The organism is Pseudomonas glycinae, from assembly GCF_001594225.2.
Lineage (GTDB): Bacteria > Pseudomonadota > Gammaproteobacteria > Pseudomonadales > Pseudomonadaceae > Aquipseudomonas > Aquipseudomonas glycinae.
The window spans coordinates 2,712,621-2,731,840 of record NZ_CP014205.2; the positions used below are offsets into that span (position 1 = coordinate 2,712,621).

Annotated in this window: 19 protein-coding genes and 1 pseudogene; 14 read left to right on the plus strand and 6 right to left on the minus strand. The window is 60.1% G+C overall.

Annotation, left to right across the window (positions count from 1 at the left end):
• Positions 1-7 precede the first annotated feature (7 nt).
• On the minus strand, positions 8-2,419 hold the full coding sequence (locus AWU82_RS12205; protein WP_064380000.1) for a penicillin acylase family protein: 2,412 nt from the start codon (positions 2,417-2,419) through the stop codon (positions 8-10).
• 848 nt (positions 2,420-3,267) lie between these two features.
• Between AWU82_RS12205 and AWU82_RS29570 the strand changes: the two are divergent.
• The 4 genes and pseudogenes from AWU82_RS29570 to AWU82_RS12220 form a co-directional block, all read left to right on the plus strand.
• Positions 3,268-4,575 (plus strand): annotated as a pseudogene (locus tag AWU82_RS29570) (S-type pyocin domain-containing protein); the annotation flags it as partial.
• An 18-nt stretch (positions 4,576-4,593) separates the two neighbouring features.
• Positions 4,594-5,049, plus strand: a complete 456-nt coding sequence (locus AWU82_RS29405; RefSeq protein WP_335743482.1) for a pyocin-S2/colicin E7-DNase domain-containing protein — start codon at positions 4,594-4,596, stop codon at positions 5,047-5,049.
• On the plus strand, positions 5,042-5,293 hold the full coding sequence (locus tag AWU82_RS12215; protein WP_064380002.1) for a bacteriocin immunity protein: 252 nt from the start codon (positions 5,042-5,044) through the stop codon (positions 5,291-5,293). Before AWU82_RS29405 ends, AWU82_RS12215 begins: the two co-directional genes overlap by 8 nt.
• Positions 5,256-5,609: a bacteriocin immunity protein gene (locus AWU82_RS12220; RefSeq protein WP_418333517.1), complete on the plus strand. Its 354-nt coding sequence runs from the start codon at positions 5,256-5,258 to the stop codon at positions 5,607-5,609. Before AWU82_RS12215 ends, AWU82_RS12220 begins: the two co-directional genes overlap by 38 nt.
• Positions 5,610-5,676: 67 nt before the next feature.
• Here the strand turns inward: AWU82_RS12220 and AWU82_RS12225 are convergent, their stop codons facing one another.
• Positions 5,677-6,252 (minus strand): DUF6436 domain-containing protein, encoded by a 576-nt coding sequence (locus AWU82_RS12225; protein WP_064380004.1) that lies wholly within the window; start codon positions 6,250-6,252, stop codon positions 5,677-5,679.
• Between the two features lie 97 nt (positions 6,253-6,349).
• On the opposite strand from AWU82_RS12225, the gene bipL reads away from it, so the two are divergent.
• Entirely contained in the window at positions 6,350-7,300 is a 951-nt protein-coding gene (gene bipL, locus AWU82_RS12230; RefSeq protein ID WP_064380006.1) for a phospholipase BipL, read from the plus strand.
• A 1-nt stretch (position 7,301) separates the two neighbouring features.
• On the opposite strand, the gene AWU82_RS12235 is transcribed toward bipL, so the two are convergent.
• The gene (locus AWU82_RS12235; RefSeq protein WP_011336435.1) at positions 7,302-8,054 is read right to left on the minus strand and encodes a DUF2059 domain-containing protein; all 753 of its coding nucleotides are present in this window, start codon (positions 8,052-8,054) and stop codon (positions 7,302-7,304) included.
• A gap of 108 nt (positions 8,055-8,162) precedes the next feature.
• On the opposite strand from AWU82_RS12235, the gene AWU82_RS12240 reads away from it, so the two are divergent.
• Both AWU82_RS12240 and AWU82_RS12245 read left to right on the plus strand, forming a co-directional pair.
• On the plus strand, positions 8,163-8,795 hold the full coding sequence (locus tag AWU82_RS12240) for a 2OG-Fe(II) oxygenase (RefSeq protein ID WP_064380008.1): 633 nt from the start codon (positions 8,163-8,165) through the stop codon (positions 8,793-8,795).
• Position 8,796: 1 nt separating this feature from the next.
• The gene (locus tag AWU82_RS12245; protein ID WP_064380010.1) at positions 8,797-9,282 is read left to right on the plus strand and encodes a 2-thiouracil desulfurase family protein; all 486 of its coding nucleotides are present in this window, start codon (positions 8,797-8,799) and stop codon (positions 9,280-9,282) included.
• Between the two features lie 11 nt (positions 9,283-9,293).
• Here the strand turns inward: AWU82_RS12245 and AWU82_RS12250 are convergent, their stop codons facing one another.
• Positions 9,294-9,872 (minus strand): transporter substrate-binding domain-containing protein, encoded by a 579-nt coding sequence (locus AWU82_RS12250; RefSeq protein ID WP_064380012.1) that lies wholly within the window; start codon positions 9,870-9,872, stop codon positions 9,294-9,296.
• A 132-nt stretch (positions 9,873-10,004) separates the two neighbouring features.
• On the opposite strand from AWU82_RS12250, the gene AWU82_RS12255 reads away from it, so the two are divergent.
• Positions 10,005-10,430 (plus strand): DUF4399 domain-containing protein, encoded by a 426-nt coding sequence (locus tag AWU82_RS12255; RefSeq protein WP_007953489.1) that lies wholly within the window; start codon positions 10,005-10,007, stop codon positions 10,428-10,430.
• A 61-nt stretch (positions 10,431-10,491) separates the two neighbouring features.
• On the opposite strand, the gene serA is transcribed toward AWU82_RS12255, so the two are convergent.
• Entirely contained in the window at positions 10,492-11,721 is a 1,230-nt protein-coding gene (gene serA, locus AWU82_RS12260) for a phosphoglycerate dehydrogenase (RefSeq protein WP_007953487.1), read from the minus strand.
• A gap of 204 nt (positions 11,722-11,925) precedes the next feature.
• On the opposite strand from serA, the gene AWU82_RS12265 reads away from it, so the two are divergent.
• The 4 genes from AWU82_RS12265 (at position 11,926) to AWU82_RS12280 (ending at position 16,250) form a co-directional block, all read left to right on the plus strand.
• On the plus strand, positions 11,926-13,320 hold the full coding sequence (locus AWU82_RS12265; RefSeq protein WP_064380014.1) for a D-2-hydroxyglutarate dehydrogenase: 1,395 nt from the start codon (positions 11,926-11,928) through the stop codon (positions 13,318-13,320).
• A 40-nt stretch (positions 13,321-13,360) separates the two neighbouring features.
• The gene (locus AWU82_RS12270) at positions 13,361-14,026 is read left to right on the plus strand and encodes a fumarylacetoacetate hydrolase family protein (RefSeq protein WP_064380015.1); all 666 of its coding nucleotides are present in this window, start codon (positions 13,361-13,363) and stop codon (positions 14,024-14,026) included.
• Between the two features lie 264 nt (positions 14,027-14,290).
• Positions 14,291-15,214 (plus strand): SdiA-regulated domain-containing protein, encoded by a 924-nt coding sequence (locus tag AWU82_RS12275; RefSeq protein WP_064380017.1) that lies wholly within the window; start codon positions 14,291-14,293, stop codon positions 15,212-15,214.
• 118 nt (positions 15,215-15,332) lie between these two features.
• Positions 15,333-16,250 (plus strand): SdiA-regulated domain-containing protein, encoded by a 918-nt coding sequence (locus AWU82_RS12280; protein WP_064380018.1) that lies wholly within the window; start codon positions 15,333-15,335, stop codon positions 16,248-16,250.
• Between the two features lie 147 nt (positions 16,251-16,397).
• Here the strand turns inward: AWU82_RS12280 and rpiA are convergent, their stop codons facing one another.
• Positions 16,398-17,072, minus strand: coding sequence for a ribose-5-phosphate isomerase RpiA (gene rpiA, locus AWU82_RS12285; protein WP_007953476.1), 675 nt, complete (start codon positions 17,070-17,072; stop codon positions 16,398-16,400).
• A gap of 146 nt (positions 17,073-17,218) precedes the next feature.
• Here rpiA and ilvA point away from each other — a divergent pair, with 146 nt between their 5' ends.
• Both ilvA and AWU82_RS12295 read left to right on the plus strand, forming a co-directional pair.
• Entirely contained in the window at positions 17,219-18,733 is a 1,515-nt protein-coding gene (gene ilvA, locus AWU82_RS12290; RefSeq protein WP_011336426.1) for a threonine ammonia-lyase, biosynthetic, read from the plus strand.
• 39 nt (positions 18,734-18,772) lie between these two features.
• Entirely contained in the window at positions 18,773-19,198 is a 426-nt protein-coding gene (locus tag AWU82_RS12295; RefSeq protein WP_064380020.1) for a DUF2269 family protein, read from the plus strand.
• Positions 19,199-19,220 lie beyond the last annotated feature (22 nt).

The window sequence follows — 19,220 nt, forward strand, 5'->3', positions numbered from 1 at the left end:
GTGGCGCTTATTGCGCCGCTCGCGCCGGCAACAGCTTCAAGGTACTGCGTGTATTCGCCGTCACCTCTTCCTCACTGAAATGCGCCTGCACATACATCCCGTCCACATACGCCTCTGCCTGATCGTCATAGTGGCTGTCGAACGGCACGCCGCTCTGGCCCACCGGGTTGATGGTCAGGCTGTGAGCCGGATCAGCGAAGTCCACCAACCGACGGGTCGACGGGCCGTAGGTCACCGGCCATGGTGCAGGGCCGATCTTCGCCGAGAGGTTGTTCGGCACTTCATGTGAGCCCGGTGCGGCGAACGGGCCGACGTTGAAAATGCGATCCAGAGGTTTCTGCTGACCCAGCGGATGACCATGGGTCAGCGTGTGGGCCTTGCCCCATTGCCAGCCGGAAGCGTCGTCGCCGAGGGTCGATTTCAGGTGCGCCATGCTCGCCTGCCACGCGGCGCGTACGACGTCGACGCGGGTTTCCTTGTTCGGCGTGCTGCGGTTGTCCCACCACGGTGAATCGGCATTCGCCGCGAGCCGGGGCAGTGCCGCATCGATCACCCGGGTCGACAGCAGGGTTTCGAAGAAATCATTGCCCAGCTCATCGCGCATTGCCGCGTCGGCGAGGTTGAACAGGAACTGGTTGAACACCGTCGCACTGACCGAATCCAGCGGATAGTCGCCTTGCCATTGGGCCAATTGTTCGATCAGCTTCTGCTCGGCGGGATTGCCCGCCACTTCACGCAGCACCGGCAGCAACGGCGCCAGCAGACGCGGACCGTAACCGGTGGTGGTGCCCAGTTGCAGCTTCTGGTTGGCCTCGTTGTCCCATTTCACGTTCTTGTCGGCGAGCTGGCGGTTGAGCTGCTGGCCACGGTCGGCAAGATTGTAATAGCCGGGAATCTCCATGCCGGTGGGTGACACGGGCTGGAAGTTGGCCGAGACGATATAGCCCCGCGCCGGGTTCTCTTCCTGCGGGTTGGCGCTGAACGGGAAGTAGCCGTCCTTGTCCGCCTGATTGCTGCTGCCGTCGAGAATGAAGCCAGGCTTCACCCCGGCCGGACGCTTGGGCAGCAGCGCCGAGGCCCACCACGCGATATCGCCCTTGGCGTTGGCGTAGACGATGTTCAGCCCCGGTGCCTGCACCTTGGCGGCAGCGGCGCGGGCCTTGGCCAGGGTGTCGGCGCGGTTGAGCTGGTAGAAACCTTCGAGGATCGGGTTCGGTGTTTCCAGGAAGGCCCACCACATCGCAATCGGGGTTTTCCCGGCGGCGCTGCCGAGAGCATCGTTGATGATCGGGCCGTGGGGCGACTGGCGCAGGGTAATGGTCACCGGCGCCTGGCCTTTCACCGCAATCTGTTGCTCGGTGCTGACCATGTCGGTCCACTGGCCGCGATACCAGACCTGATCCGGGTTGTCCGGATTGACCTTCTCGGCGATCAGGTCGAGGTCGTCGTTCTGGAACATGGTCAGGCTCCAGCCGAAATCCAGGTTGTGGCCGAGAAACGCGAACGGCACCAGCGCCTGATGATGACCGTAGAGTTCGAAGCCCGGTGCCGACAGCTGCGCCTCGTACCACACCGACGGCACCGAAAAGCGGATGTGAGGATCGCCCGCCAGCAACGGCTTGGCGCTTTTGCTGCGGCTACCGGCGATCACCCAGGCGTTGCTGCCTTCGAACTGCGGCAGGCCTTTGTCGATCAGCGCCTGTTGGCTGACGCGGGCCAGAGTGTTCAGGTCTTTCCAGTCTTCGGCGGCGAGGGCCGGTGCGCTGCTGGCGTGGCCATTGGCGAGCACGCCCTTGGGCTGCCAGTCGAGGTCGAAGACGTTGAGGTAATCGGCGCCCAGTTGATCGCGTACGTAGGTCAGCAGCGGTTCGGTGCGGAACGCGGCGGCAAAGCTGTAGGCCATGTAGCCGGCGACGCTGATGCTGTCTTCAGCGGTGAACGGCCGCTTGGGGATGCCCAGCACGTCGAACTCGACGGGGGCCGCGTGCGAGTCCTGATATTGATTGATGCCGTCCAGATAGGCTTGCAGGGCCTTCCACGCCGGCGACTGCTTGTCGAGGCCGGCCACGTAACTGGCGGCCCGCTCGCGGATGCGCAGGCTGCGGAACAACTTGTCGGTGTCGAGCAGTTTCGGCCCGAGCACTTCGGCCAGTTCGCCACGGGCTAGGCGGCGCATGGCCTCCATCTGAAACAGGCGATCCTGGGCGTGCACATAGCCGAGGGCGCGATAGAGGTCGGTCTCGTTTTCCGCGCGGATGTGCGGCACGCCGCGCTCGTCGTAACGCACGGTCACCGAGCCTTGCAGGTTGCGCAACTCCACTTGGCCCTGACGCGTCGGTTGCTTGCTGTAGAGGTAACCGCCGACCCCGATGGCGGGAATGACGATCAGCAACGCAAGTACGGTCAGGCCTTTTTTCATGAAAAATCTGCTCCCTGTCGTTCTATTTATATGAAGGCATTGATGGTGCTGATCTAGTTGAAGATCGCAACCGGGATTTCATAACACAGTATTTCTTGAATAGGAAGTTTCCTTCAGGTTTTCGGGAAGTGCACTACAAGTTTGTTGTTGCTGCGTTTAACGGGGCGGGCCTATAAAAGACCTCGAGAAAAAGCAGAGGAATAAAACGAATTTTGCGAATTCGATACATGGAATAACTGACATGGAGAAGTCGTATGAGTGATATTGAAAATTATCTTGGACCTCACAAGCAGACCGGGCCGGGCAGATATGAACTGGCGCCAATACCCGTCAAGGGGGTGACGCCAGTTCGATTGGGACAGGGTGGGTTTTTCTCGGGAAGTTGGGGGTTGAATGAAGGGCCACATAGAGGGACGGGCCAAGGGTCTGGGAAACTTGATCCGTTAACTCCATTCATCTGGAATGATTTGATGCAGGAGCAACAGAATGCTCAGGCATATATTGATCTTGAGTATGCTGGAGTATTCAGCAATATCGGCGCGGCATCAAACAATGAAGTAGAGAGGGCGAGGCAAGCAGCCAGTGCTGGACTTTCTGCGGCTCAGAAGGTCAAGGCTGATCAGGAAATAACCATTCAGGTTATTCATTCAAAGTTGTTGGAGTATCGGGCTCATACCGAGATCGCTTACTCGCTGTATGGACATAATCCATTTTTCCTGATGAAGGATTTGTCCTTCAAGAAGATACGAGACAGTCTGGCATTGCCGGTTCCGGATGTTTCCGTCGCCTATGCGGCCATCGACAGGGCCTATCGCTCGGCAATGGAGCTCCGGCGCCTTTCCTGGGTGATGGCCATTATCGCCAATCAACTTCCGGAACTGGCCGCAAGAAGAAGCCAGGTTGAAGCCGCGACTCAAACCACGAGGGACGCCCAGCAGATTCTTTCTGCCGAAAGGTTATCCGTGGTGAATCTGGAAACGAATATTCGCCTGCATTTCCTGCCGGGTTTTCTGGTTGAAAGAATCGCCGCTGCAGCGGGCTCAACCGGAGGCAGTCTCTCTCAAACACTCACGAATTATAAAATCGCAGCGGACAACATTCGTGCTGTCGAGCAGGCAGCCGTCCGGCCCTATGCAATCGCCAATCCGGCGATCAACGCCCCGTTGAGCAAGCCTGAGCTCGAAGCGCTGAAGAACCTGGTCGACTTGCAGGCCACTACCGATCTGGGCAAGCGCTGGCAGGACTATCACGCTTCACTCCTGCACTCGGAAAGTGCCCGGCATATGGCAGCGGCGGCGGACGCATTTGCCGGTCTGATTGCCCGCGCCCAAGAGGTGGAGCGTCTGCAGGAGCAGATACGCATTGCCCGGGAGCTAGAGGCCCGGCATTTGCAGGAGCAGGCGCGTATAGCCGCGGAGGTTGAAGCCAGGCGTGTTGCCGAGGAACAGGCACGTATTGCCGCCGAAGCAGAGGCAAGGCGCCTTGCCGAGGAACAAGCGCGCATAGCGGCAGAAGCCATTCGCAACGCCCATACCTTCCGCGCGCCAGGTGCCGCTTCGGCGACAGGGCCGTTGTTCATGACTTCAGCTGGAGTCGTGGCAGTTGCCGAGGCTGCTGCGGCCAGTCTGCAAGGGGCCGTTCGCAGCGCCATCGCGGGCTTGGGCAGTCTTGCTGCGAGTGTCGGGGCTGGCGCTGTCGTCGGTGTTTCAGCGTTGGTCTACTCGTCGAAACTGGGCAACGGCGAATTGCCTGACCGTTACGCGTTCACCACGCCGCTGTCGGACCTCGCACCAGATTTCGCACCCGATCTGCACGCCATCGCGGCGGCTGGCGGTACGGTTGACATGCCTTTCCGCGTCAGTACAAAGACCGACGCGAACGGGCAGTCAGAGGTTTTTGTCGTCAAGACTGATGGGCGGAATATTCCGTCGGCCGTCAGGGTGGTGGCGGCCTCCTACGACACCGGACGCAACGTCTACACCGCGACCACCTCCGATGTTCCACCACGCACCCTGACGTGGACCCCGATCGTCAATCCGGGAAACAGCTCGACGACCTCACCGGCCGGGCAGCCGGAGGTGCCTGCCTATACTGGGGCGACGGTAGTCCCGGTCTAGGGACGCCTCGATTCGTTCCCGGGCATTTTCGAAGCCGGATTCGATGACTATGTTCTGGTGTTCCCGCAGGACTCCGGGCTGCCACCGAACTACACGATGTTTCGGGATCGGCGGGAGGATCCGGGTGTCGCATCAGGTGTGGGGCAGGCGGTATCGGGCAACTGGCTCGGAAGCGCATCGCAGGGCGAAGGCGCGCCGGTGCCGGCGCAGATTGCCGATCAGTTGCGAGGGCGGGAGTTCAGGAATTTTCGGGCGTTTCGGGAGGCGTTTTGGAAGGCGGTGGCTGGGGATCCGGAGTTGACGGCTCAGTTTGATCGCAGCGCCCTAGCTAGTATGAAAGACGGCCAATCGCCTTTTGTTAAAGAGAGTGAGCAAGTTGGAAAGCGTGTGAAAATTGAGTTGCATCACAGGAAATATATTTCTGAAGGTGGCGGGGTTTATGAGGTTGACAGCATAGTCGCAATGACTCCACGGAGACATATTGGTATGCATAGAGGGTCAGGTAATGATTAAGTTAATTAACGAAATGTCAGAGTCGGAGTTTCTGAAGTTTGTTACGAGAATTTATGACAACGACTATGAAAGTGAAGAGGAACACATCGATGCTGTTTTCGAGTTTAAGGCCTTGAGTGAGCATCCATCTGGATCGGATCTGATTTTTTATCCGGAGCCAGGAAAAAGTGGACCGGCAGCTGTAGTTGCAGAGGTCAAGGCGTGGCGTGCAGCTAACGGAAAGTCTGGTTTTAAAGAGGTTTGATATTCATAAGTGTGGTTGTGCCCTGGCAGTTTTGCCAGGGGCTTTTTTACAGGATGGTGGTGGCTTGTTAAATATTTCGGACTATACGGAAAGAGAGTTTTTGGATTTTGTAATCTCAATTTGTGATGCTAGTGCTCGAACAGAGGAGGAAGATGTAAAGCTGGTATTGGAATTCAGGCGGTTAACAGAACACCCGGACGGCTCGGATCTTATCTACTACCCAAGAGATGATAGGGATGACAGTCCTGAAGGGATTGTAAAGGAGGTTAAAGAATGGCGCGCTGCTAATAACAAACCGGGATTCAAGGCGGTTTAGTTTTCAAGTGTCAATATGTCTCTGGCGTCTTTGGTTGATGCAGTTTTTATTGTCAGTGCGAAGCCGTTCACTCCCCACTAATCCACGGGCAATAACACCCTACCGCCAACGTATGAGTCGCATTGACCGGACGATCATCACTCAACGCTTGCAGGATCGGTTCGATAAAACTGTTGCTGGAGTTGCACGTCAGGCCTTCGCTGTACGGGCCGAAGTACGCCAGTCTGCCGCTGCGGTCCCAGATCGCCACGGCCGGGCTCGCGGGAATCTGTTCGGAGCCGGGCAACACCGCGATGGTTTTGAGATTGCTGAGGGTGGCGGGCAACTGGCCGTGGCTGCCGGCCTTCTGCACCGCGAAGAATTCCACGCCCTTGGGGCCGAACTGTTCGACCATCTCGGTCAGGTGCTGTTGATTGCCGACGTTGCATGGGCAGGCCGGGTCCCAGAAGTGCACCAGACGGATATTGCCGGGGCCGGCGAGGTCGTCGGGCAGGCGCAGCGGATCGCCGGAAAATACCGCGGTGTGTTCGCTGAAGGCCCGCAGGTAGCGGCCCTGAAACCAGTCGTACGCGGCCCACAGCACGCCGACACACACGATGGCGAGCAGGCTGGCAAACAGTGCGGTGCGGTAGGGCGAACGCATGGTTTTGATTCCTTGGGAGCGCGCTAGCTTGCCATGCTTGCTTCTACAGATGAATATCGCAGGCCGATAAAGTCCGTTTACCGTTCTGGAATTGCCCATGTCTGTTGCCTTCGATCCCGATCATCTGCGTGCGAGCCTCAAGCCTTTGGCCGAGTGGCAGCCGTTGTCCGAGGAGGCGAAGGCGTATCAGCGGTTCTACAAGACCGACTTTCCGGAGCGCGATGTCTGGCGTGGCATGGGTCGGTTTGATATCGATGGTTATGAGCTGGTCAGCCATTGCTGGTGGCCGGCGGAAACGGCCAGGGCCACGCTGTTTCTGGTGCACGGTTTTTATGACCACACCGGCCTGTACCGGCATGTGATCGAGTGGGCACTGGATCAGGGGTTTGCGGTGATTGCCTGCGATCTGCCGGGGCATGGTCTGTCCAGTGGCGAGCGGGCGAGCATCCGCGATTTCTCCGAGTATCAGGATGCGCTGCAAGGCCTGTTCGCCGAGGCGCGTTCGATTGCACTGCCGCAGCCGTGGCATTTGTGCGGGCAAAGCACCGGCGGGGCGATCATTGTCGATCACGTGCTCAATCATGGTGAAAACAGCCCGGCGCAGGGGCAGTTGATTCTGCTGGCGCCGCTGGTGCGACCGCGTGCCTGGGGCTGGTCGCAGTTCAGTTATTACCTGCTCAGGCCATTTGTCAGGGGCATCGCCCGGCGTTTCAGCGAGAACTCCAACGACCCGGATTTCCTGCCGTTCCTGCAGGCCGATCCGTTGCAGCCAAAACGCTTGCCGACCGCGTGGGTCGGGGCGTTGTCACGCTGGATCAACCGGGTCGAATACGCGAAGAAAAGTCCACGCCGGCCACTGATCGTTCAGGGCCAGGCGGACATGACCGTGGACTGGCAGCACAACCTGCAAGTGTTGAAATGGAAGTTCGACCGGCCACAGATTCTGTTGCTGGCCGAGGCGCGGCATCACCTGGCCAATGAAACGGCGGAAATGCGCGAGGAGTATTTCGAGTTCCTGAGCAAGCGGATCAAGGGCCGCAACCCCTAGATCACTGGCTGAGGTTCGAGGTGCTCTGGCCCACGGCCAGGCCGGCGCGGATTGCGGCCAGCGCGGCCTGATAGTAGGCCTTGCCTTCGGTGGATTCGGCAAAGGTCGCGAACTCTTCCAGCTCTTCATCCGACAGGTCGCGATAGACGTAGAGCAGCGTGTTGTTCAGGTCGGCGCCGATCTGATCCATCAGGCGCTGGCGTTGACCGTTCAACATGCCCTGGGCCTGACCGCCGCCTAGCAGGCCGGGGATCATCGAGCTCAGACTGTCCGCCGCCACGCCGGCAATCGCCAGGCTGACTTCGGCACCGGCTTCACGGGCGGGCAGGGCCTGGGCGAGGTGGCCGATGATCAGCAAACGACTGTCGCTGGCCGGCATCTTCGGCAGGCCCTTGGCGTTCTTTGCCAATTGATCGCGGCGGGTCGCCAGCAGCTCGGCGGCGACGATCTTCTTGCCCAGCGGTGATTGAAAGAACGACAGGGCCGGTTGCGGATCGGCGAGGTTCTTGCGCAGCTGCGCTTCGGCCCGTTGATCCACGGCCTGGGGGGCGAAGCGCTGGTTGCTGTTGTTCACCAGCGCCTGAAACACCGCCGGCGGCAGGCTGTTCTGGTAACGCTGCTGCGCGGCACTCAGGGCGTCGTTGAAATGCGCGCGTTGTTCTGGCCAGCCGGCGACCTTGTACAGCTGGTCGTGGCCGTCCGCCCAGGCGGGCAAAACGCAGAACATCAACAGTGAAAAAAGCAAACGGCGCATAAGGACTCCTGTCGGCAGCCGACTATTCTCCGTGCGGTGCCAGTACTTGTCGAGAATTCGTATCAAGCCGCCGCGTGGCTCTGTCGGATTTCTTGCCGCAGGCATACTATGCGCGCCATGCAAATATCCTCTGATCACCCGCTGCTGTTACGTATCGTCGACGACCTGGCCGAGCGCGGCTGGTCGCAGCAGAACATTTTCCTGCCTGCGGATTTGACCCGCGCACTGGCGGCCGAGTGCCGCAAACGTGACGCCGAAGGTGAACTGGCGCCGGCGGGGGTCGGACGTGGCCCGTTTACGGAGATCCGCGAGGGGATTCGTGGCGACCATATCCAATGGATCGACCCCGGTCAGGCCGAGGCCAGCGACCGCTATCTGAACCTGATGGACAGCCTGCGCGAGGCGCTCAACCGGGGCCTGTTCCTGGGGCTTGAAGACTTCGAGTGCCATTTTGCCCTGTACCCGCCGGGTGCGTTCTATCGCAAGCATGTCGACCGTTTTCGCGACGATGACCGGCGCATGGTCTCTGCGGTGATCTACCTCAATGACGGCTGGCTGCCGGAGGATGGCGGGCAACTGCGCATGTACCTGGAGAATGACCGCGTTCATGACGTACAGCCTACGGGCGGTTGTCTGGTGGTGTTTCTCTCCGGTGAAGTGCCTCATGAAGTGTTGCCAGCCAGCCGCGAGCGGCTGTCGCTGACAGGCTGGTTCCGCCGCCGTGGCAACGAGCCGTTCTGATATGCACAGGATTCTGGTCAGTCGTTGCCTGCTGGGCCACCGCGTGCGTTATGACGGTGGAGCCAGCGGGCCGTTCGATCTGCTGGAGCAGTGGACGAACGAAGGCCGGGTAGTGCCGCTGTGCCCGGAAGTCGCCGGTGGTTTGCCGACGCCACGCGCGGCAGCGGAGATTCCGGGCGGGCAGGGCAGCGATGTGCTGGACGGGCTCGCCTCGGTGATCACCACCGAGGGCGAAGACGTCAGTGCGCAGTTTCTCGACGGTGCGCGGCAGGCGTTGGCGCTGGTGCAAAAGCACGGGATTCGGGTGGCGGTGCTCAAAGCCAACAGCCCGTCGTGCGGGAATCTGTTGACCTATGACGGGACGTTCAGTGGGGTGAAGGTGAGTGGCGAAGGTGTCACGGCAGCCTTGCTCAAGCGCCATGGGGTGCAGGTCTTCAGCGAACTCGAACTGCCGCAAGCCGCACAGGCCCTCAGCTTGCTCGACTAGTCACGTTCACTTCAGTTTTCCGTAGCCTGCACGCTCAACCATTTTTTCGACAACGCCTCCAGCCGCCCATCCGCCCTGATCCGCTGCAACGCATTCTCCAGGCTCGCGTGAAACGCCGGATTGCCCTTCTGGAACGGGATCGCCAGTTCAACCGGTGGCCCGATCTTCGGTTTCTCTTCCGTCAGCGTCTGCACCAGCACCATCGGCCGGGGTTGTTCGTCCTTCTTCGCCAGCAATTGCGCATTGACCTGCGTGTAAGGCTCGCTCACGTCGAAACGATCCTTGAGTTCCGGGGTCAGTGCTATGTGGTTGAGCGCGACGTCGTACTTGCCGCTTTCAACGCCCTGGAGCAGATCGGCCTCGTCGGTGACGATGAAGTCGGCGCGCACATCCAGTTCGTTGGCCAGCAGTTGCCCAAGCTCGACCTCGAACCCCGTGAGCGTGTCGCCGTCCTTGAAATTGAAGGGCGGTGTATTAGCCTCAAGGGCAATGCGCAACTCGCCACGGTCGTTGACGTCATCAATCAGTTCGGCGTGAGCCATAGGGCTCAGAAGGGGAAGCAGGCAGATCAGGCCAGGCAGAAAACGCATGGTCACTCCTTTGAAATCGATATCGGCCTGTTTTCCAGGCTCGCTTTGCTATGGTTGTCGAGTGCCTTCGACAACGAATGGTCATGAAGTTGTCATGACCGTGCGGATTTTACGGAAAAACTGGAGAAGAAAATGAAAAGCTTTATGTCACGTGCAGCGTTGGCCGGTGTGCTGATGGGTGTTTCGGTACTGGCCAGTGCGGCCACACCGGCACCGAAGGGCGCCGAAGTGTTCATCGTTTCTCCCGAGGACGGAGCCACGGTTCCGCAGACCTTCACGGTCAAGTTCGGTGTAAAGGACATCGCGCTGGCACCGGCCGGTGATGTCACCAAGAATACCGGTCATCACCACCTGCTGATCGATGCCAAGGAAATCGTCCCGGCCGGTTCCGTGGTGCCAACCGACGCCAACCATATGCACTTCGGCAAGGCGCAGACCCAGGCTGACATCAAACTCGCGCCGGGCAAGCACACCCTGCAGCTGGAGCTGGGTGACAGCGGCCACATGGCGTTCGATCCGCCGATCGTGTCGAAGAAGATCACCGTCAACGTCGAATGACGTTTTCGCGTGCATGAAAAAGGGAGCCCGAAGGCTCCCTTTTTTGTCGCTCAACGCTTGATCAGAACAACACACGGCTACGGATGGTGCCGTTGACGTGTTGCAGCTTCTCTTGCGCCAGTTCCGAGTACTCGGCGTCGACGTCGATCACCACGTAGCCGACCTTCTCGTTGGTCTGCAGGAACTGACCGGAGATGTTGATGCCGTTTTCGGCGAAGACCTTGTTGATCTCGCTCATCACACCCGGGATGTTCTCGTGGATGTGCAGCAGGCGGTGCTTGCCAGGGTGCGCCGGCAGGGCCACTTCCGGGAAGTTCACCGACGATACCGAAGTACCGTTGTCGCTGTACTTGACCAGTTTTTCTGCCACTTCCAGACCGATGTTGGCCTGCGCTTCAGCGGTGGAGCCGCCGATGTGCGGGGTCAGGATCACGTTGTCCAGGCCACGCAGCGGGCTTTCGAACTCTTCGTCGTTGGAGCGCGGCTCGACCGGGAACACGTCGATGGCGGCGCCGATCAGGTGCTTGTCCTTGATCGCAGCGGCCAGGTGATCCAGTTCGACCACGGTGCCGCGTGCAGCGTTGATCAGGATGCCGCCCTTCTTGATGGCGCGGATTTCCTTCTCGCCGATCATCCACTGGGTCGCAGCGGTTTCCGGAACGTGCAGGGTGACGATGTCGGACATGCCCAGCAGCTCGTGCAGGTTGCCGACCTGGGTGGCATTGCCCAGTGGCAGCTTGGTCACGGTGTCGTAGAAGAACACCTGCATGCCCAGACCTTCAGCCAGGACCGACAGCTGAGTACCGATCGAGCCGTAGCCGACGATGCCCAGTTTCTTGCCACGGATCTCGAAGGAGTTGGCTGCGGACTTGATCCAGCCGCCACGGTGGCAGGAAGCGTTTTTCTCAGGGATGCCGCGCAGCAGCAGGATCGCTTCGGCCAGCACCAGCTCGGCCACGGAGCGGGTGTTGGAGTACGGTGCGTTGAACACGGCGATGCCGCGCTCGCGGGCCGCTTCCAGGTCAACCTGGTTGGTGCCGATGCAGAAACAGCCGACCGCGACCAGCTTCTTCGCGTGATCGAAGATCTCTTCGGTCAGCTGGGTGCGTGAGCGAATGCCGATGAAGTGAGCGTCAGCGATCTTTTCCTTGAGCTGGGCTTCCGGCAGGGAGCCTGTCAGGTATTCGATGCTGGTGTAGCCCGCCGCCTTGAGGACGTCGACAGCCGATTGGTGGACGCCTTCGAGAAGAAGGAACTTGATCTTGCTCTTATCGAGAGAAGTCTTGCTCATCTGCGTAAACCTGTATCCCGGAGAAAAATGGCAGGAAATGGTCAACAGACATTGACCTGGACGACAAGAAAGCCGTCACCGCAGAACCGGCCTTGGGCACTGGCCTGCGGGGTCGGTATGCTAGCATAGCCACCCCGCTAATCACTCATTCCTGCGACGTGAAGCGTTCTCAGGATGACCATGAATTGTTCGAGAGTTCCGTCGATGACCAATCCTGCCCTGATTGATGAACTGAAGACCCTGGTCGAGCCTGGCAAAGTCCTGACCGATGCCGACTCCCTGAACGCTTACGGCAAGGACTGGACCAAACACTTCGCCCCGGCGCCCAGCGCCATCGTGTTCCCCAAGACCATTGAGCAGGTGCAGGGCGTCGTCCGCTGGGCCAACGAACATAAAGTGGCGCTGGTGCCGTCGGGCGGGCGCACCGGGCTTTCCGCCGCGGCCGTGGCCGCCAATGGCGAAGTGGTCGTGTCGTTCGACTACATGAATCAGATTCTCGACATCAACCTGACCGACCGCACCGCCGTCTGTCAGCCGGGCGTGGTCACCGAGCAATTGCAGAACGCTGCCGAAGAACATGACTTGTACTACCCGGTCGACTTCGCTTCGGCCGGTTCGAGTCAGATTGGCGGCAATATCGGCACCAATGCCGGCGGGATCAAGGTCATTCGCTACGGCATGACCCGCAATTGGGTGGCAGGCATGAAAGTCGTGACCGGCAAGGGCGATGTGCTGGAACTCAACAAGGATCTGATCAAGAACGCCACCGGTTATGACCTGCGGCAGCTGTTCATCGGCGCCGAAGGCACCCTGGGTTTTGTGGTCGAGGCCACCATGCGCCTGGATCGTGCGCCGAAAAACCTGACCGCAATGGTCCTCGGCACCGCCGATTTCGATTCGATCATGCCGGTACTGCACGCCTTTCAGGGCCGGCTCGACCTGACTGCGTTCGAATTCTTCTCCGACAAGGCCCTGGCCAAGGTCATGGGCCGTGGCGATGTGCCGGCGCCGTTCGAAACCGACTGCCCGTTCTATGCCTTGCTGGAATTCGAGGCGACCACCGAAGAAGTGGCCAACACCGCATTGGAAACCTTCGAACACTGCGTGGAGCAGGGTTGGGTGCTGGACGGCGTGATGAGCCAGAGCGAAACCCAGTTGCAGAATCTGTGGAAGCTGCGCGAGTACATCTCCGAAACCATCTCCCACTGGACACCATACAAGAACGACATCTCGGTCACCGTCTCGAAAGTCCCGGCGTTCCTGCAGGAAATCGACGCGATCGTCGGCGAACATTACCCGGATTTCGAAATCGTCTGGTTCGGCCACATCGGCGACGGCAACCTGCACCTGAACATTCTCAAGCCGGACAACCTGAGCAAGGACGAGTTTTTCGCCAAGTGCGCCACCGTCAACAAGTGGGTGTTCGAAACCGTCGAGAAGTACAACGGTTCGATTTCCGCCGAACACGGCGTGGGCATGACCAAGCGCGACTACCTGACCTACAGCCGCTCGCCGGTGGAAATCGAATACATGAAAGCGGTCAAGGCGGTGTTCGACCCGAACGGCATCATGAACCCGGGCAAGATCTTCGCGGTTTGATTGGCAATCCCTGATGAATCAATGAAGGCAGGAGTCGGTAATGAGCTATCAGCACCAGTATGTCGACGGTACGCGGATTCATTTTCCGCTGGGGAAAGTGGTGTGCATCGGCCGTAACTACGCCGAACACGCCAAGGAACTGGACAACCCGGTGCCTACCGAGCCGTTGCTGTTCATCAAGCCGGGCAGTTGCGTGGTGCCGCTGGAAGGCGGTTTCAGCATTCCGACCGAACGCGGCTCGGTGCATTACGAGGCGGAAATCGCCGTTTTGATCGGCAAGCCGCTGTCGACCAAGCCGAGCCGTGAAGAAGTGCTGGACGCGATCTCCGGTTTCGCCCCGGCGCTGGACCTGACCCTGCGCGACAAGCAGGCCGAGCTCAAGTCCAAGGGCCTGCCGTGGGAAATCGCCAAGTCGTTCGACGGCGCAGCGGTGATTGCGCCGTTCGTGGTCAGCAGCACTTTCGCCGACCTGACCGACATCGGCATCCGCCTGACCATCAACGGCGAAGTTCGCCAGGACGGCAACAGCAGCGCGATGCTCAACCCGATCGTGCCGATGATCCAGCACATGGCCAGCTGCTTCTCGCTGCAGGCCGGTGACGTGATCCTCACCGGCACGCCGGTGGGCGTCGGCCCGCTGAACGTTGGCGATGAGATCGTGCTGGAGCTGCCGGGCGCCAGTCGCTTCACCAGCAGCGTTCGCTGACGGCAACACTGAAATACCTTTGTGGGAGCCAGCCCGCTGGCGATGACGGACTGTCAGTTGATGTTTCATTCGACTGATCCACCGTCATCGCCAGCAGGTCGGCTCCCACATTTGTTTTTGTGTGGTCGCTCGCAAAGGCATAAGGCAATCCGGCCATTTGCCGTTTTTTTCACATTTTGTCCGGATAATTCCGGTCATTCTGGCGTCTGAGCCGGCCTCTTTGTGCTATTACCCGTAGCCTGAATTTTCGGAACGCGTCCTTCGATGTCATCTCAAACTCAGCTCAACCCACCCCGCCGTTCACGCTTCGCCCTGCGCTGGTATTCCTGGCTTTTGTTGGCAGCCGTCGCTGCGTACGGGCTGGCGTTTGCCATGCATTGGGATGACCGTGGCCTGTTGTGGGTTCTGGAGCGTTTCGAAAGTCCGGCCGAGAAACAGGAAAGCGTCTGGCTCCCGGACTACCGGGTGGTCATCGACGCCAAGCTGCTGCCGGGCATGGAAAAGGACGAAGCTTCGGACCTGTCCTATAACCCGCAGACCAAAACCCTGTTTTCGGTGATGGGCAAGAATCCGTTTCTGGTCGAGCTGACCTTGCAGGGTGACGTGCTGCGCAAGATGCCGCTGGTGGGCTGGAGCAATCCGGAAGGCCTGACGGTGATGGAAAACGGCTTGATGGCGATTGTCGATGAGCGCGAGCACCTGCTCTCCATCGTCAAGGTCGATGCCGCGACTCGCGAGCTGAAGCGCGATGATTTCCCGAAATACGACCTGGGCCCGTCCAAGGATCAGAACAAAGCCTTCGAAGCCATCACCTGGGACGCCCGCAACCAGCAACTGCTGCTGGGCGAAGAGCGTCCGCCCGCACTGTTCACCTGGAAAAGCGACGGTAGCCAGACCCTCAAGGGCGACAAGCAGAAACTCGACAGCGACGAACTCGATATTCGCAATCTGTCGGCCCTGGCGATCGACCCGCGCACCGGGCACACCCTGGTGCTGTCTGCCGATTCGCACCTGTTGCTGGAGCTGGACGAGAAGGGCGAACAAGTCAGCTTCATGACCCTGCTCGGCGGTTTCAACGGTTTGAAGAAAACCATTCCCCGCGCCGAAGGCGTGACCATGGACGACTCGGGCACGCTGTACATGGTCAGTGAGCCGAACCTGTTCTACCGCTTCGAAAAGCAGAAGTAACGACTCCTACAGCAATTGCAGATCTGTGGAGTTGTGGCTTGAGGCAAGTGGCCATTAAGCTTCAGTTCAGACAGGCGTGATATTTCATCCGCCTGTTTTGATACCGAGCCTGCCCCGAATGCGTCGACTTGCCCGTCCCAAGCCTCTATTCATCATCCTGTCGGTGATTGCCCTGATCGCGCTGATTGCGATCGGCCAATACATGCGTCTGTTCGAGCGTGCCTGGTTCAACCTGCATGCGCTCTGGCAACCGATGAGCAGTGAGGCCATCGGGCTGGATCAGTATCGGGTGGAGATCGAAGCGAAGGTCATCGACGGGCTGGACGACGATGTCTCGGCGCTGACTTACGATCCGGTGCGCAAAAGCCTGTTCACCGTAACCAACAAGAATGCCGAACTGATCGAGCTGTCGCTGGACGGCACGATCCTGCGCCGTGTCGCCTTGATCGGCTTTGGCGATCCGGAGGCGGTGGAGTTCATCAGTGCCGACACCTACGTGATCACCGACGAGCGCCAGCAGCGGCTGATCAAGATTCGCCTGGAGCACGACACCACGTTCCTTGATGCAGCGGATGCCGAGCAAATGACCCTTGGTGTGCACATGAGCGGCAACAAGGGCTTTGAAGGCCTGGCTTACGACTCGGTGGGCAAACGCCTGTTCGTGGCCAAGGAGCGGGATCCGATGCTGATTTATGAAGTGCACGGTTTCCCGCACTTCAATCCGGAAAAGTCCTACGCAGTGCACGTGATCAACAATCCCAAGCGCGATGCCGGGATGTTCGTGCGCGATCTGTCGAGCCTGCAATACGACGAGCGCAGCGGCCATTTGCTGGCGCTGTCCGATGAGTCAAGGCTGATTTTGGAGCTGGATGTGGACGGGCGCCCGTTGAGCACCATGTCGTTGAACGGTGGCCGGCAGGGCCTGAAGAAAACCGTGCCGCAGGCGGAAGGTATCGCGATGGATGATGACGGGACGTTGTATCTGGTGAGCGAGCCGAATCTGTTCTACGTCTTCAGAAAGCCTGCGCAAAACTAATTCGCACCACAAAACACTGTGGGAGCGAGCTTGCTCGCGACGAGGGAGGATCAGTCGCCAAACAAGTCGAATGACACACCGCTATCGCTGGCAAGCCAGCTCCCACAGGTTTTTCATCTGCCCACAAAAAATGTGAGCAGTTTCGGCTTACTCGGCCTTCAGTGTTTTCACACCTTCGGAAGTACCCAGCAATAACAGATCCGCCGGACGCGCCGCGAACAGACCGTTGGTGACCACGCCGACGATCGCATTGATCTGTGCTTCCAGCTCCACCGGGTTGGTGATCTGCAGGTTGTGCACGTCGAGGATGATGTTGCCGTTGTCGGTCAGCACGCCTTCGCGGTAGACCGGGTCGCCGCCCAGCTTCACCAGCTGGCGAGCCACGTGGCTGCGGGCCATCGGGATCACTTCCACCGGCAGCGGGAACGCGCCCAGCACTGGCACCAGTTTGCTGGCGTCAGCGATGCAGATGAAGGTCTGGGCCACGGCCGCGACGATCTTCTCGCGGGTCAGGGCTGCGCCGCCGCCCTTGATCAGGTTCAGGTGTTCGTCGCTTTCATCGGCGCCGTCGACGTAGAACTCCAGGTTGCTCACGGTGTTCAGCTCATACACCGGAATCCCGTGGCCCTTGAGGCGCGCAGCGGTGGCTTCGGAGCTCGCGACCGCGCCATCGAACGCGCCCTTGTGCTGGGCGAGGGCGTCGATGAAGCAGTTGGCGGTGGAGCCGGTGCCGACGCCGACGATGCTCTTGTCGTCGAGTTTCGGAAGGATGAAGTCGACGGCGGCCTGGGCCACGGCCTGTTTGAGTTGATCCTGGGTCATGCGGGCTCCGGAAGCGGGCAAGGTAAGAACGGAAAGGCCGGCATTATAGCCTCAAGCCGGGCTAAAACCTCTGGATTCGTGTGGTCGTGCGCCCAAAAGGCGGGTTAGACTCGCTGGTCCCGCCCAACCGCCAGTGATGCTTTCCGATGCTCGAACAGTACGTCAAGAAGATCCTCACCTCGCGCGTTTATGACGTTGCCGTAGAAACCCCGCTGCAGAACGCCCGCCAGCTCTCCGAGCGGCTGGGCAACGACATCTGGCTCAAGCGCGAAGACTTGCAGCCGGTGTTCTCGTTCAAGATTCGCGGCGCCTACAACAAGCTGACCCAGTTGAGCGATGAAGAGCGCGCCCGTGGCGTGGTCACCGCGTCGGCGGGCAACCACGCCCAGGGCCTGGCCCTGGCGGCGAAAGTGCTGGGCGTGAAAGCCACCATCGTGATGCCCAAGACCACCCCGGAGATCAAGGTCGAAGGCGTGCGCTCCCGTGGCGGCAAGGTGGTGCTGCACGGCGATTCGTTCCCGGAAGCGCTGGCCTATTCGCTGAAACTGGTCGATGAAAAAGGCTACGTCTACATCCACCCGTACGACGATCCGCACACCATTGCCGGGCAGGGCACCGTGGCGATGGAAATTCTGCGTCAGCATCCGCAGCCGCTGGACGCGATTTTCGTTCCGGTCGGTGGCGGCGGTCTGATCGCCGGCATCGCGGCCTACGTGAAATACCTGCGTCCGGACATCAAGGTCATCGGCGTCGAGCCCGACGACTCCAACTGCCTGCAAGCGGCGATGGCGGCAGGCGAACGAGTGGTGCTGCCGACTGTAGGCATCTTCGCCGACGGCGTCGCGGTGGCGCAGATCGGCCAGCACACCTTCGACATCTGCAAGGATTACGTCGACGAAGTGATCACCGTCAGCACTGACGAGATCTGCGCGGCGATCAAGGACATCTACGACGACACCCGTTCGATCACCGAACCGGCCGGCGCCCTCGGCGTGGCCGGTATCAAGAAGTATGTCGAGCAGCGCGGCGTCAGCGGCCAGACCTTCGTGGCCATCGACTCCGGGGCCAACGTCAACTTTGACCGCTTGCGCCACGTCGCCGAGCGCGCCGAGCTGGGTGAAGGCCGCGAAGCGATCATCGCTGTGACCATTCCGGAGAAGGCCGGCAGCTTCAAGGCCTTCTGCGAGGCCATCGGCAAGCGCCAGATCACCGAATTCAACTACCGCTACAACAATGGCAGCGAAGCGCACATCTTCGTCGGCGTGCAGACTCATCCGGACAACGATCCGCGCAGTGCGCTGCTGGCGAGCCTGACCGAGCAGGGTTTCCCGGTACTCGACCTGACCGACAACGAACTGGCCAAACTGCACATCCGCCACATGGTCGGCGGTCGCGCCGCGCATGTGGTCGATGAAGTGGTGCTGCGCTTCGAGTTCCCGGAGCGTCCGGGCGCGCTGTTCAACTTCCTCAACAAGCTCGGCGGTCGCTGGAACATCTCGATGTTCCACTACCGCAACCACGGCGCAGCAGACGGACGAGTAGTGGCGGGCCTGCAAGTGCCCCACGACGAACGTCATCTGGTGCCCGCAGCCCTTGAGGAAATCGGCTACCCGTACTGGGACGAAAGCGACAACCCGGCCTATCAGCTGTTTCTTGGCTGAACGGCTACGCTGATGGGCAGGCCATAAGGAAATCGGATCATGGAAACGTTAACCGCCCTGAAAGCGGCGCACATGCTGGCGACTGCGGTGCTGTTGCTCGGTGCGCTGGGCTTGGGAATCCGGGTCTGGCGCGCACGGCGCAACGGTGATACGACGGCGGGCAGCCGTACGTTGCAGCGGCCATGGCTGTTTGTCTGGCTGTTGATCGTGTTGGCGCTGGTGAGCATGCCGTTCACTGGCTGGTGGATGGTGCATCTGGTGGGCTGGCCGCTGGGGCAGACGTGGATTCTGGCCTCGAGCGTGCTCTACACCGTGGCGGCGCTGGCGTGGTTCTGGCTGCTGGTGCGCTTGAACCGGTTGCGCAAGACGCCGGGCGGCGTGGGCCGGTTCAGTCTGGGGCTGGCGTTGTTCGGGTTGGTCTGCTTTATCGCGATTGCCGGGTTGATGGGCGCCAAGCCGGTTTAAGGCTTCACACCGAGTCGACCCA